The 11817-nt window shown below is 60.9% G+C and carries 24 protein-coding genes; 15 read left to right on the top strand and 9 right to left on the bottom strand.

Annotated features, from left to right (window positions below; translation table 11 throughout):
* The 9 genes from RN02_RS02165 to RN02_RS02205 form a co-directional block, all read right to left on the bottom strand.
* Window positions 1-522 (bottom strand): DUF7666 domain-containing protein (locus RN02_RS02165; protein ID WP_043312953.1); only part of this gene is annotated, 522 nt, incomplete at its 3' end.
* 139 nt (window positions 523-661) lie between these two features.
* The gene (locus tag RN02_RS02170; RefSeq protein ID WP_043312874.1) at window positions 662-940 is read right to left on the bottom strand and encodes a hypothetical protein; all 279 of its coding nucleotides are present in this window, start codon (window positions 938-940) and stop codon (window positions 662-664) included.
* Window positions 941-974: 34 nt separating this feature from the next.
* Window positions 975-1307: a hypothetical protein gene (locus RN02_RS31960; protein ID WP_043312876.1), complete on the bottom strand. Its 333-nt coding sequence runs from the start codon at window positions 1305-1307 to the stop codon at window positions 975-977.
* Window positions 1308-1499: 192 nt separating this feature from the next.
* Window positions 1500-1703, bottom strand: coding sequence for a hypothetical protein (locus RN02_RS02180; RefSeq protein WP_043312878.1), 204 nt, complete (start codon window positions 1701-1703; stop codon window positions 1500-1502).
* Window positions 1703-1909 (bottom strand): hypothetical protein, encoded by a 207-nt coding sequence (locus RN02_RS02185; protein ID WP_003159008.1) that lies wholly within the window; start codon window positions 1907-1909, stop codon window positions 1703-1705. The genes RN02_RS02180 and RN02_RS02185 overlap by 1 nt, the downstream gene beginning before the upstream one ends.
* Before the next feature lie 10 nt (window positions 1910-1919).
* Window positions 1920-2126: a hypothetical protein gene (locus tag RN02_RS02190; protein WP_043312881.1), complete on the bottom strand. Its 207-nt coding sequence runs from the start codon at window positions 2124-2126 to the stop codon at window positions 1920-1922.
* Between the two features lie 849 nt (window positions 2127-2975).
* On the bottom strand, window positions 2976-3314 hold the full coding sequence (locus RN02_RS02195; RefSeq protein ID WP_082033696.1) for a hypothetical protein: 339 nt from the start codon (window positions 3312-3314) through the stop codon (window positions 2976-2978).
* 13 nt (window positions 3315-3327) lie between these two features.
* On the bottom strand, window positions 3328-3624 hold the full coding sequence (locus RN02_RS02200) for an ADP-ribosyl-[dinitrogen reductase] hydrolase (RefSeq protein WP_043312883.1): 297 nt from the start codon (window positions 3622-3624) through the stop codon (window positions 3328-3330).
* 162 nt (window positions 3625-3786) lie between these two features.
* Entirely contained in the window at window positions 3787-4602 is an 816-nt protein-coding gene (locus RN02_RS02205) for a LexA family transcriptional regulator (RefSeq protein ID WP_043312884.1), read from the bottom strand.
* A 106-nt stretch (window positions 4603-4708) separates the two neighbouring features.
* Between RN02_RS02205 and RN02_RS02210 the strand changes: the two genes are divergently transcribed.
* The 15 genes from RN02_RS02210 to RN02_RS02275 all read left to right on the top strand — a co-directional run bounded on the left by RN02_RS02210 (window position 4709) and on the right by RN02_RS02275 (window position 11815).
* On the top strand, window positions 4709-4909 hold the full coding sequence (locus RN02_RS02210) for a Cro/CI family transcriptional regulator (RefSeq protein WP_043312885.1): 201 nt from the start codon (window positions 4709-4711) through the stop codon (window positions 4907-4909).
* 11 nt (window positions 4910-4920) lie between these two features.
* Window positions 4921-5109 (top strand): hypothetical protein, encoded by a 189-nt coding sequence (locus tag RN02_RS02215; protein ID WP_015994321.1) that lies wholly within the window; start codon window positions 4921-4923, stop codon window positions 5107-5109.
* 18 nt (window positions 5110-5127) lie between these two features.
* Window positions 5128-5307: a hypothetical protein gene (locus RN02_RS02220; protein ID WP_043270601.1), complete on the top strand. Its 180-nt coding sequence runs from the start codon at window positions 5128-5130 to the stop codon at window positions 5305-5307.
* A gap of 85 nt (window positions 5308-5392) precedes the next feature.
* Entirely contained in the window at window positions 5393-6223 is an 831-nt protein-coding gene (locus RN02_RS02225; protein WP_043312890.1) for a hypothetical protein, read from the top strand.
* Window positions 6213-7028: an ATP-binding protein gene (locus tag RN02_RS02230; RefSeq protein WP_043312892.1), complete on the top strand. Its 816-nt coding sequence runs from the start codon at window positions 6213-6215 to the stop codon at window positions 7026-7028. Before RN02_RS02225 ends, RN02_RS02230 begins: the two co-directional genes overlap by 11 nt.
* The gene (locus tag RN02_RS33825; RefSeq protein WP_177331037.1) at window positions 7021-7173 is read left to right on the top strand and encodes a hypothetical protein; all 153 of its coding nucleotides are present in this window, start codon (window positions 7021-7023) and stop codon (window positions 7171-7173) included. The genes RN02_RS02230 and RN02_RS33825 overlap by 8 nt, the downstream gene beginning before the upstream one ends.
* A gap of 136 nt (window positions 7174-7309) precedes the next feature.
* Entirely contained in the window at window positions 7310-7792 is a 483-nt protein-coding gene (locus tag RN02_RS02235; RefSeq protein WP_177331038.1) for a hypothetical protein, read from the top strand.
* On the top strand, window positions 7792-8142 hold the full coding sequence (locus RN02_RS02240) for a hypothetical protein (RefSeq protein WP_043312894.1): 351 nt from the start codon (window positions 7792-7794) through the stop codon (window positions 8140-8142). Before RN02_RS02235 ends, RN02_RS02240 begins: the two co-directional genes overlap by 1 nt.
* Window positions 8135-8722: a DUF1367 family protein gene (locus RN02_RS02245; RefSeq protein WP_043312897.1), complete on the top strand. Its 588-nt coding sequence runs from the start codon at window positions 8135-8137 to the stop codon at window positions 8720-8722. The genes RN02_RS02240 and RN02_RS02245 overlap by 8 nt, the downstream gene beginning before the upstream one ends.
* Window positions 8719-8979, top strand: a complete 261-nt coding sequence (locus RN02_RS02250) for a hypothetical protein (RefSeq protein WP_043312898.1) — start codon at window positions 8719-8721, stop codon at window positions 8977-8979. The genes RN02_RS02245 and RN02_RS02250 overlap by 4 nt, the downstream gene beginning before the upstream one ends.
* A complete protein-coding gene (locus tag RN02_RS02255) occupies window positions 8976-9224 on the top strand; it encodes a hypothetical protein (RefSeq protein WP_043312900.1) in 249 nt (82 codons plus the stop codon). The genes RN02_RS02250 and RN02_RS02255 overlap by 4 nt, the downstream gene beginning before the upstream one ends.
* The gene (locus tag RN02_RS02260; RefSeq protein ID WP_043312902.1) at window positions 9221-9868 is read left to right on the top strand and encodes a recombination protein NinG; all 648 of its coding nucleotides are present in this window, start codon (window positions 9221-9223) and stop codon (window positions 9866-9868) included. Before RN02_RS02255 ends, RN02_RS02260 begins: the two co-directional genes overlap by 4 nt.
* Before the next feature lie 78 nt (window positions 9869-9946).
* The gene (locus tag RN02_RS02265; protein WP_043312904.1) at window positions 9947-10441 is read left to right on the top strand and encodes a hypothetical protein; all 495 of its coding nucleotides are present in this window, start codon (window positions 9947-9949) and stop codon (window positions 10439-10441) included.
* An 81-nt stretch (window positions 10442-10522) separates the two neighbouring features.
* Window positions 10523-10822 (top strand): hypothetical protein, encoded by a 300-nt coding sequence (locus RN02_RS02270; RefSeq protein ID WP_043312905.1) that lies wholly within the window; start codon window positions 10523-10525, stop codon window positions 10820-10822.
* Window positions 10823-10933: 111 nt separating this feature from the next.
* Window positions 10934-11815 carry a terminase small subunit gene (locus tag RN02_RS02275; RefSeq protein WP_082033697.1) on the top strand — a complete coding sequence of 294 codons (882 nt, stop codon included), beginning with the start codon at window positions 10934-10936 and terminating at the stop codon, window positions 11813-11815.
* Window positions 11816-11817: the final 2 nt, after the last annotated feature.

Genomic DNA, 11817 nt, shown 5'->3' on the forward strand with positions numbered 1-11817 from the left:
GCCGGTGCTCGACGCCGCGCCGTAGTTGCCGGTGCTCGACGCCGCGCCGCGGTTGCCGGTGCTCGACGCCGCGCCGTAGTCGCCGGTGCTCGACGCCGCGCCGTAGTTGCCGGTGCTCGACGCCGCGCCGCGGTTGCCGGTGCTCGACGCAGGCGACTCCGGGTCGACCGGCTTGCACCGGCTGGTGGTGTACTCGATGGCCGCCTTCACCAGGCCCGCGATGGTCAACTCGGCCTTGATGGATATCTTGCGGCTGGCGACTTTCGAATCGCCGTCGTGGCGGCTCAGGTCGCCGGACTGCTCGACCAGCGCGAAGCGGCTACCTGCAGGGCGGTAGTAGCCCAGCACATCCAGCGGATACTCGCAGGCGTGGAAGCCGGAGGCACATGCCTCGACATCCCCTTCGTGCTTGTAGGTGCCGCCGATCTCGAACTGGTAGCCGCGGCAGGTCAGGTCCTGATTGAAGCCCTTGTAAGCCGTAACGATCTCTTCAGCAGCCTCGGTCTTTTTCTTGCGGGTCATGGTGCGTTCCTTTGGAGTGTGTGCCCTTGGCCGAGGGCTGGTGCGCGCTTTCGGCTGCCGGCGATGCGTCGGCATGCGAAAGAGGGCGAAAATTAGCCCGCATGAAGCGGGCTAAGAGGTGGCGTGCTTGCTGGGGAAGTCAGGTGGACGCTTTGGTCAGCGCAGTCTTTTTCTTATCCAGCGACTCCTGACGCTTTTCGAGATCAGCTTGCTGTTTCTCGACACGCCGCCATCCTTCTTCGATGGCCTCGGCTTTGCTGGCGAAAATCTCGTCTCGACGGTAGACCCTCTTCGAAGCTGTTTCGTCTCCGTAGTCCTTGCCGCCAAAGGACGAGTAGTGCTTGACCAGCTCCACCTCCTTCGGCTTAAAGCTCGGCTGAAGAATCCATGCGATGTAGGGGTAGGTGCGTTCGCTCATCTCGCCTCCAGTGTGTGTATGCGTAAGGGCGCGGTTAGGTGGTGGCCTTGTCGATTGCAGCGCGAGCAATACACCACGCGCATTCCTGCTCGCCGTTATCGATACAGTCGTGATAAGCCGGAGCTTCTTCTCTAATGACCAGTTCGAGAGCCGCGAGAAGGTCCGGCGCCGCAGCGATCAGGCGGGCGTTGGCTTTCAGTTCTTCGTCAGCAGGGTTGTGGGCTGATGGGTAGTCTGCGTACAGACACGCATGTCTTACTGTTTCATCATCCGGGCGCCTTGGTGGGAACGGCCCTATTCGGTGACAAATACCAACCGAAGTCGGGATGGTGTCCAGAACCCAAGGCCCCGGCGTGTGCTTGCTCATCTCTTTCTCCTGACTGTGCGGAGCCATGGGGGGGCGGTCTGGCCGGTGCTACGTCTCTGTCCGGCTGGATCGGGTCATCTGGCGGCGTGACTCTGAACTGAATCAGGTTGTACCCGCAGCACGCGCTACCCCTCGCGCTGTGCGACCAGAACGCTCCCCTCATGACTCCAAGGTTCGATGCCCCGGAGGGCGTCATGGCCCATACGTGAACCACGTATTAGGGCCTTCCTTAAATCGCCAGATGAAGCGATCCAGGTCGCCGCCAACTGCGCGGAAGATGCAGACGTTGTCGTCTACCTTCTCGCACCAGCCGATCAGCTCGCCGACCGGCCTGGTCATATGCTGCTCACTGGCGAAGATGCGGCAGCCACGCATCGGCTTGAAGAACTGGTACATCACGCATGCATCCGCACGGTGATGTAACCGTTGCTGGCAACTACGTGCTCCCAGCAATTGAAGAAGACGGATTGCCCGAACTTCTTCATGGCCGCCTGACGAACCTTAACCTCAACGTCCAGAGGCTGTTCTCCAGCGTCAGGCAGAGCAAGCCATTGCAGGCTCTTACCGTCGCTCAGGTGCGAATCGATGTTGAATTGAGCCATTTCAGTCTCCTTAATATGGTTTGCCGGCGTTGATGTATGCGCTTCCTGCTAGCTCGGTTAGAGCTAATAGCTGCCAGGAGTCGATCGCTCCGCCGTAGTGCAATCCGCGCAGCATCCCGACCGTTTCGTAGTACTCGATGCGCGCTTGGTGTACGTCTTTCTCCCTGCGGATGATTCGAAGAGACTGGCGTAACGCCAGTGAGGCCTTTTCATTCATCGTCTAGCCCTCCCGGGCTGTGTTCGTTGACTTCCCGTCTGGCCCTCGGTGGAGGGCCAGCCAGTGAAATCGGTGTTGCCGCCGCGCTCAGCAATCTGGCGTCTTGCGCGGCGTCATGTCCTCACCACTGCCGATAGCAGCTCGGACTCGATGTGTGTTTGGCCTTGGGCTTCCCTAGCTGCGCCTTCAATCGGTGTACGGAGCAGGTCGTGGGGGACTAGGTGATCTCGCGGTTCACTGCAGCCCGGCGGCCTGGTGATGTGGGCAGCTGCTCGCGAGGTGCCGACCCGAACATCGGCTGGGCTTGTTACTGCATGGGCTGGTTCCTCCTATAGGTGTCATCTCGGTCGCTTCTCCATGTCGGGGTTCGTTCCCACTCCTGCGTTTGCTTCTTTGGTCTATTGGCAGGTGACTTGAGCGACGTCGCGTGCAATGCATGGGCTTGCACGGCTGGACTATCTGGCCCAGCTCAGGCTGCGTCTTTTGCCTCTTCCAGCGTCGTCGCGACGGTGGTGCAGCAGAGGGTTCCCGAATTGTGAAAAGAGCGTTCCGGCTTCGCCGAGGCATCTCTGCCTGGCCCTCTTCAGGGCCTGCCAGGCTTTCGCTTGGCGTGAGGTGAATATATCCACTGGATATACTATCGTCAACTCCAATGGATATAATTTTTCTTGCGGACATGAAAAAGCCCGCGCTAAACGGGCTCAGGATTCGTATCAGGCGGGAAATGGCGGCGCTGGAGCGAGTTCAGCGCCGGGGTAGGGCGGTCGTCAGCTCAGTAGAGAGCCGGGAGGGAGGGGCAGAAACGAGAAGCCCCGCGGGCGCGGGGCTTGTGTCGTTTCAGTGCGCGGCTTAGGCCCGCATCTTCTCCATGAACTCCTTAACAGGAGCGGTACTGGATTCGCTGACGGTTTCTTCGGATGCCTCAATTTCGTTCAGTCGCTGACACATGATCTTCTTGATCTCGGAGCGCGCGAAGCGATTGAGGAGGTCACGGATCATCGGCTGATAGCCAACGCCATGGTACTCGGCGATCTTCTTGAGGTCACCAACCAGTTGTTTTTGCAGGCGAATGGAAATCAGCTGAAGGCCGAGCGCGTCATCCACCTCTTGCTTGGAGCCAGTGGCGACGGCGGCATGCTCTTCGGAACGCCCGAGCTCGCCACTTTCCCACAGTTCAGTGTTGCTCATAGCTCCCTCACTTTTAGTCATTGAATGCGTATTTACGGTAGATTCGGATTTCTTCAGGGTTAGGTTCGTAGGTTGTCTTCAGAAAAATCTTGCCATCATCGAAGATGAAGCAGACCTTGAGCAGGCGGCCTGCATTGGTATGGGCAATGAACCATTTCGTCTCCGGGTCCGTCTTGTGCTCCTCTCTCCGATCAATCAGGTGCTCGCCCTCGCAGTTTTCGAAGCACTGCTCAACCTCGCGGCGCGTGATGCCGCCATGCTTCTCCTGGAGCTTCCTGGCGATCTGCTCCGATATGATCAGGTTTTCCAAACGGCTTTCCTATTCGATTTTGTATATACAGATCATAGGGCCGATTCTCGGCCTATTCAATCTGTGTGTATATACAGACGGATGAATGGCGTCAGAAAGAAGGCGGATGGCTACTGCCCCATGATCTGCCTATAGCTGATCCCCGCCGCGCCAGATGACTGGCTACCGCTTGAAGGCCCCGCGCGAGCGCAACGTCGACCACCAAAACACCCATCCGATGATGCTGATACTCTTGGCCTGCATCTCTTCCGGCGTGTATTCCTCGTCGCCGTACTCGTCGCGGTTGAAGCTGCGCAAGCGCAGGCCTCCACCGGGTAGGCGGTAGAGGTATTTCACCCTCAGCATCCCGTCGTGCTCCAGGGCGTAGATCTCTCCGTCGACGACACGGGTAGTTGCCTTGTCGATGCCGACGGTGGCGCCGTTCATGATGAGCGGCTCCATGCTGTTGCCCTTGAGCTGGGCGCATACCGCTGCCGCAGGGTCTACGCCTGCGGCCCGGAGAGTGACATAGGAGAAGCGCAGTTTGCGCCCAGGCATTTCCTGAACTGCTGTGCGGCCTGATCCGGCGGCCAATTCAACTTCCTTGTAGAGCGGCAATTCCACCTCATCATCGTCTAGCGGTGTGTTGTCGTCCCAGGGCGACAGGTCGCCGATCATGACGGCTTCTGGCTCGTCGTTCCTGTCGGGAAGCGCTGTGCGAGCCATCTCTTTGATTTCATCAGCCAAGCGGCGGCTGTATCGCTCAACAGGTATGCCAAGGGCTGCTGTGATTTTCGCGGCCAAGTCCTTGGTAAGCGCACGCTTGCCGTTCAGGTGCCCATTCAGATTCCCCTGAGCCATCCCAATTTCTGCGGCTAGGCGCTCCTGCGTAAATCTCTTCTCCCTCGGCTGGGCGGCGTTGTACTCGGCAATAGCTGCCTTGAGCTCGGCGCACTCGGCTCTTTCCCAGTCAAGCAGTTCACGGCGGTCAGTAGTCATTCGGCGATTTTATTCCCAAGGGAAATATTCATCTATTTCCATTGGGCTTGATAAAAAATATCCAGTGGATATAAACTGATGCGAAACAACCATGGAGAGAGATTCCATGCGACGCATCACCCTTAGCGAATTCGCTGTCGAGCACGGTCAAACCAAGGCTGCAAAGCTGCTCGGCCTCACTCAGGGCGCCCTGAACAAGGCGCTCAACGTCGGCCGTGACATCTACGTCACCGAGCACGACGACGGCTCCTTTTCTGCGGAAGAGATCAGGCCGTTCCCCTCCCAAGCCAAAACCCAAGCCGCATAGGAGCCCTGTGCATGTACGACAACCCCAGCCACCTGAAGGACCGGGAAATCAAGCTGCGCGTCGACGAGACCACGTATGAGCTCATCGGTGCCTTGGCACGTTTCCATCGCACCCAGAAAGCAGTACTCGTCCGCGACCTGGTGGAAGCCGCCCTGGAACGCCTGGCAGAGAACGATAGCGAACAGCAGACCGTGGCCTGAAGGCCCTGAGAGGGGCCTATGGCACACATCAGCACGACGATCAGCCCAAAGGCCTACGAGGGCCTGACGAGGCTGGCGAAAGAGAAAGGGCTCACCCCTGAAGAGGCCCTGGCGGAATTCCTGGAGCAGCAGCTCGCGAGGAAGACCAAGCCGAACAACACCAGGGGAACCGTCCAGCCATTTCGGCGCAGGGACTGATGAGGGCCTGAACAGCCCGAAGTGCGGACACAAAAAAGCCGGGATTGCGGCCCGGCTGATTTGCTTCAAAGACGAGGTGATCGTAATGGCGAGAGCCAGGAATATCAAGCCTGCCATCATGGCAAACGAGGACCTGGCCGAGCTCGCTCCGGCCGAGCGCCTCCTGTTCATCTATCTCTGGATGCTGGCCGACCGGGAAGGGCGCCTGGAAGATCGCCCGAAGCGGATCAAGGCCGAAGCCTTCCCCTACGACGATGTCGATATCGACGCCATGCTGGACAACCTGCAGGGTGCCGGATTCCTCATCCGCTACACCGTCGAGTCCAAGCGCTACATCCAGATCCTCAACTTCACCAAGCACCAGCGACCGCACAGCAACGAGACCGCCAGCAACCTTCCTCCGATGGAGCAAGGGGTTCGCACTGAGAAGAAGCCCGAGGTAGAGCCTGTTCAAAGCGTTTCTAACCATGGTGAAAAGGACTTTCAACCAAGGGAAGAAGCACTTCGCTCTGATCTTCTGATTCCTGATCTTCTGATCCCGGATACCAAGACCCCCCCAACCCCCACGGGGGAGTCGCCGCCAGTTCGGGACGACCTGTTCGACCAATTCTGGGCGCTGTACCCAAACAAGACCTGCAAGGCGAAAGCTCGGGCTAAGTGGGTGAAGCTCAAGGTCACCCCCATCCTGTTCGACCAGATCATGTCCGGCCTGCGCCGTCAGTGCGCTAGCCAAGCGTGGCTCAAGGATGGCGGCCAGTTCGTGCCACACCCGACGACCTGGCTCAACGGCGAGCGATGGAACGACGAGGTGCGCAGCAACGTTCACCACCTGCCCAGCAGCCGGCACCACGGCTTCGACGACCGCGACTACACCGCCGGATTGATCCAGCGGGAGGATGGCACCTATGGCTTCTAACGCCCTGAACCTTGAGGTCGGTGATCTTGAGCGCCGCTTCGGCGTCGTGTCGAAATCTCCGGCGAAGTGCGACAAGCACGGCGAGTACGCGGCAGTGGTCCATCGCAACTCGGACAAGCCTTCCGGTTGCCCGGCCTGTGCCCAGGAGATCGCCGACGAGAAGCTGCGCGATGAGCAGGCCGAACTGTGGCGCAAGATCGAGCGCGAGAAGATGGAGCGCCGCCTGGCTGGCGTGCTGATTCCGCCGCGGTTCCATGGTCGCAGCTTCGACACCTACATCGCCACGAACGCCGGTCAGCGGAAGGCACTGAAGGTCTGCCGCGAGTACGCGGAGAACTTCGAGGCGAATGCTCGCGATGGTCGCTGCCTCCTGCTGCTGGGCAAGCCGGGCACCGGCAAGACTCATCTGGCCAATGCCATCGCCGGCCATGTTGTCTGCCATAGCCGCAGTGTTACCGCAGCCTATCGAACCGTCAGCTCGATCTTGCAGTTCATTAAGGGCAGCTTCGACCGCGAATCCGGCTACAGCGAATCTCAGGCGTTCGAAGCGCTCTGCGAGCCGAGTCTGTTGATCGTTGATGAGGTTGGCGCAACCAAGCCTACCGAGTTCGAGCTGACTACCCTGTTCAGCGTTATCGACGGGCGCTACCAGAACCTACTGCCGACCATCATCGTGTCCAACCTGATGCCGAACGAGCTCCCTGCCGCGCTCGGTGAGCGTTGTGTCGATCGTCTGCGCGAGAACGGCGGCATTGCCCTGGTGTTCGACTGGCCATCCAAGCGCTCGGAGGCTGGCCATGACTAAACCCAACCTCGGCAAGATCGCCACCCAAGGCCTGGACCTCACCAGCGCCTGCGACATCTGCGGGAAGAACCGCGCCCATGGCAGCCACAAGCGCTGCAGCAAGGTCCGTCAGCAGCGCTATCTCGCGGGGAGGGCAGCCCAATGAAACGCTCCTGGACCGTAATCCTCGGCACCCAGCGCTTCACCATGGTGCTGATGGAAGATTGCGACCCGCTCGCAGTGGTTCGTTCGATTTGGCCGGAGGCGAGCGTGCAATGACTCCCGCAAAGCAGGAAATCCTCATGCAAGGCCAGACCGGTATCGCCAAGAAGGTCTACGACTGCGTACCCATTACCGAGGCCTGGAGTTCGTTCCAGGTAATGACCGCCCTGCGGAACATGACCGGCAGCACTCCCGACTCGCGGATCGTCTCCGGCTGCTTGTCCTCGCTGGTCGATGCCGGCCTGATCAAGAAGAACGGCCGAGATTCCTTCCAACGCATTCCCGTCGAACCCAAGACCAAAACCCAGGAGCCGAAGATGGCCGAGCCCGTGAAGAAGATCGAAACCCCGGCCGAGCCGAAGCGCACCGCTTCCCCACTGGAAATGCTGGGCGAGCTGGCTACCGAAATCGTCGGCGTGGCCGAGCACATGAAGCGCCTGGCCTCGCGTGTCGAGGACGTAGCTCTGGCCGTCGAGCAGGAACGCGAATCCAACGCCAAGTCGATGGAGAGCTATCGCCAGCTCAAAGCGCTGCTGAAGAGCCTGCAAGGGGAGGGTGAGTGATGAGCTTCCTAAATTTCTACCTGATGTGGGCTAGCTCTACCTTCTTTGGCCTGTTCCACCAAGAGCGCTATTGCCCTGAATGGGATAAGGCCCTCGGGTCCCTTCTCGACAAATACTCCGACCGAGCTCTGGTTGGAAGGCACACGACCACCATTAACGGAATCGAGATTTGGACGGCGAACGCCTTCTATTCATACGGGAACATCTACCAGGACGGCATCGAAAAACGTCGCCCAAGCCTCTGGAACATGTACCGGCTCTGGCTGGTTGTCGAGGCTGCGGGCAAGGATCTGGCCCGGCGCGAAAGGGAAGAGTACCTGCGCAAGATGCGGGAGGTGGCCAATGGCTGAACTCGCCCTTATCCGCACCGCCCAGGGATTGGTCCCGGCAACCGAAGCCGACCGCGAAACCGTCCAGAAATGGAAGGCCGGCCAGGTCATCCACGGCAAGTTCACCAAGATGCGCAACGCCAAGTTCCACGGCAAGTTCTTCGCCATGCTCGATCTGGCCTGGGAGTACTGGGAGCCGAAAGGTGGCCTGGTGCCGCGTCAGGAGATGCGTGGCATCCGTGGGCTGGCCAAGTACTTCGAAGACCTGAATGGCCGCCCTGGGCAGCTCCAGAACGCTGTATCCGCATACATCGCAAAGCTTGAGGCTGATCGGGCCGACCGCTTCCCCGCAGTCGAGAAGAGCCGCGAAGCCTTCCGCGAGTGGATCACCATCGAGGCCGGCCACTTCCACCTGGTGCACACCCCTGAAGGTGTCCGCAAGGAAGCCAAGTCGATCAGTTGGGCGAACATGGACGATACGGCTTTCGAGCCGCTGTACCGCGACGTGTTCGCCGCCTGCTGGCGTCTGGTTCTGTCCTCTCACTTCGAAACCGAGGCTGACGCTATGGCTGCAGCTGAGCAGATGGGGAGTTTCGCATGAGCAAGTTCAAAGTCGGCGACCTGGCCCTGACTCTGGTTTACGACACCCTGCTCCCGGCCGGATCGGTGGTTGAGCTGGAGCGCGCTCTCCAGAAGGGCGACGAGATCATCCGCGGCTTTCGTGCTCCGACTGCCGGGTGGATCGTGCGCCACCCCGAAGTCAGCAAGGCAATCCTGGCATATGGGGATCATGAGTTGATGCCCCTCCGCGGTGACTTCCAGCCCGAGCAGCAGAAGGCGAAGGAGGTGGAGGCGTGACCATCGTGACCGTAACCGTTGTGCCTGCTGGCGAGCTCGAAAACCACATCGAATCGATGAACGATGCAATGCGCCAGTGGACCGACAGCGCTGCGCGCGGCGAGTGCGGCTGGATTTGCTCTGACTGCTGCTGCTCAGATCCGAAGGGGATGCCTGATGAATGCTTCCACGGTCACGCATCCTGCACGGCGATCATTAAGCGGGACAAGATGCGCGCAATGCGTGCTGGGAGCGAGCCTCAGTGAGCCTTCCTTCCCGCCAGCCAAAACCCAAGGTCTGCCAGAACACCGAGTGCGGCACCAAGTTCATCCCGCAGCGCTTCGGGCAGTGCGTCTGCTCCCCAGCCTGCGCCCTGGCCACCAAGGACAAGCACCAGGCTCCGGCCAGGAAGGCCATCGCCGACCGCAACCGCCGGGAGATCAAGGCGCGGAAGGAGAAGCTGAAGAACCACAGCGATTTCGTGAAGGATGCCGAGAAGGCTGTGCGCGACTACCGCCGCACCTACGAGTTGTCCATCGGCAGCGGCTGCATCAGTTGCGGGAAGTCGCAGGCAGATATCCAAGCGGCCCAGGGGTGGAAGACCGGCGGCGCCTTCGATGCCGGGCATTTCCTCAGTAAGGGAGCCCGCCCTGAGCACCGCCTGGAGCCGTCCAACATATGGCTGCAATGTAAAGCCTGTAACGCCGGCTCCAGCAAGTACGCCAGGAAGGGGCTGACCGTTTCCCAAGGGTTCCGTGAGGGCCTGATCGAACGCATCGGCCTAGAGGCTGTAGAGGCCCTGGAAGCCGATCACCGTCCCCGCAAGTACACCAACGACGAACTGAAGGCCATCACGGCCGAATACCGCGCCAAGCTGCGCGAGCTGAAGGCGAGGGCAGGGCATGGCTGACCAGCACTTCCAGGCCTGGCTGCAGGAGCAATGGCGCCTTCTGCGCGAGTACGGATTGATCAAAGAGGGGGAGAGCAGATGAAGGGGAAGTCTTCCACGCAGATCATCCTCGAGGCGGTGCGTGACCTGCATGCCCAGGAGCAGATCGTCACCCGCGACACCCTGGCCGAGGTCACCGGGCTGAAGCCGGGCATCGTCGACGACAGGCTCAAGGCGCTCATCGACGACATGCTGGTGCTGCGCGTCGAGCGCGGGGTGTTCGTGCCGGCGCCGGAGCTGCCGCCGGCTAGGCCGGTGACCAAGACCTTGATCCCGGGCGGCTGGGTGAAGATCGAGATCGGGGACGACCACATCCTGACCCTGACGCCGGCGGAGAACCGGGCGCTGGGGGAACTGATGTCCGGCGCCGGCCAGCAGTATGCGGCGATCGAGATCGGGCACCAGAACGCGATCCTGGCCGCCGACCTGGCGGCGAAGGTGCGGAAGCTGGAGAAGCAGATCAAGGCGCTGAACGCCGATCGTGGTACACTGGATACGCCGCAGCTCACCCTGGTGCTGGGTGGCGCGTCCTGACACCGTGTAAGGTTCGTGTCGCGCTGGCCGCCGCTGGATCATCAAGCCTCCCCTGTGTTCCCCCACACGAGAGGCAAGACGATGAAGCGATTCCTGATCTGCGTAGTCCTGGCCCTGGCCTATTGCGGTGTGACCGCCGCGGCCGACGACCAGCAGTATGGCCAGCTGCACAATGCCCTGTACGTAATCCCGGCCCAGGCCAAGGACGTGCCGCTGATCCTCACCGAGAACCAGGTGCAGGAAGTGGCCCAGGCCCACGAGAAGCTGATGCCCGCCACCCTGGCGAAGCGGATCCGCAGCGACATGCGCGTCGCCGGCGCCGGCCTGGTGTTCGACCGCGTGGTCTCCGCCCTGGAGCAGAGCCGAACACAGTGGTGCTGACCACCCTGGTCACCGAGTAGAGAGAGCCCGCCAAGTGCGGGCTTTTTCGTTTCCGGCGTGTCCCCCTGTAGGGTTCGCTCAATCCAGAGTCCGGCTGGAACACTCCCGGCCATGACGAAGACCACCAAGGGCAACAAGCCTACCCCCCGCAAGCCCAAGGCGCCGGCAGCCAGCAAGAAGGCCTCCGGTGCGTCGTCTCGTGCCCGCAAGGTGAAGGTACAGGAAGCGGAGGTACGGCTGACCGACCTGCAGCTTCGCTTTGTCGAGCACTACTTGGTTGACCTGAACGCGACACAGGCTGCGATCCGTGCAGGTTACAGCGAGAGGACCGCCCGCCAGATGGGCGCCGAGAACCTGTCAAAACCTGTCATCCAGGCCGCAATCGCTGCCGCGCGCCTTGAGCAGCAGAAGCGAACCCAGATCACCGCCGATCGCGTGCTGCGCGAAGCCTGGAACCAGGTCACGGCCGATGCCCGCGAGCTGACACAGCTCCACGTCGGCTGCTGCCGGTACTGCCATGGCATCGGCCACCGATTCCAGCGAACCGATGTTGCCTACGAGAACGACTACCAGGACTGGCTGGCCAGCAATGACCCGGACAAGGGGGCGTTCAAGGAGGCTGGCGGCCCTGGCTACCACCCGAACATAGCGCCGCACCCAGGCTGCCCGGAATGTGGAGGCAACGGCGTGCCGCGCACCGTGCTGATGGATACCCGCAAACTGTCGGAGAAGGCCGCTTCGCTGTTCGCTGGCGTCAAGGAAGGCAAGTTCGGCATCGAAATACAGATGCACTCCAAGGACGCCGCCATGGAGAAGCTGTTCAAGCACCTGGGCCTGTACGAGAAGGACAACGAGCAGAAGACCGACCCGCTCACCTCGCTGCTGCACGCCATCGCCAAGAACAGCAGCAACGCCTTCACGCCTGTGGCCGACGATCCCGAGCACAACACGCCGGCGCCTGGCAGCGCCTTCACTCCAGTGGACGAGGACTGACC

It is taken from the genome of Pseudomonas sp. PI1, assembly GCF_000812405.1.
GTDB classification, from domain to species: Bacteria; Pseudomonadota; Gammaproteobacteria; order Pseudomonadales; family Pseudomonadaceae; genus Pseudomonas; species Pseudomonas citronellolis.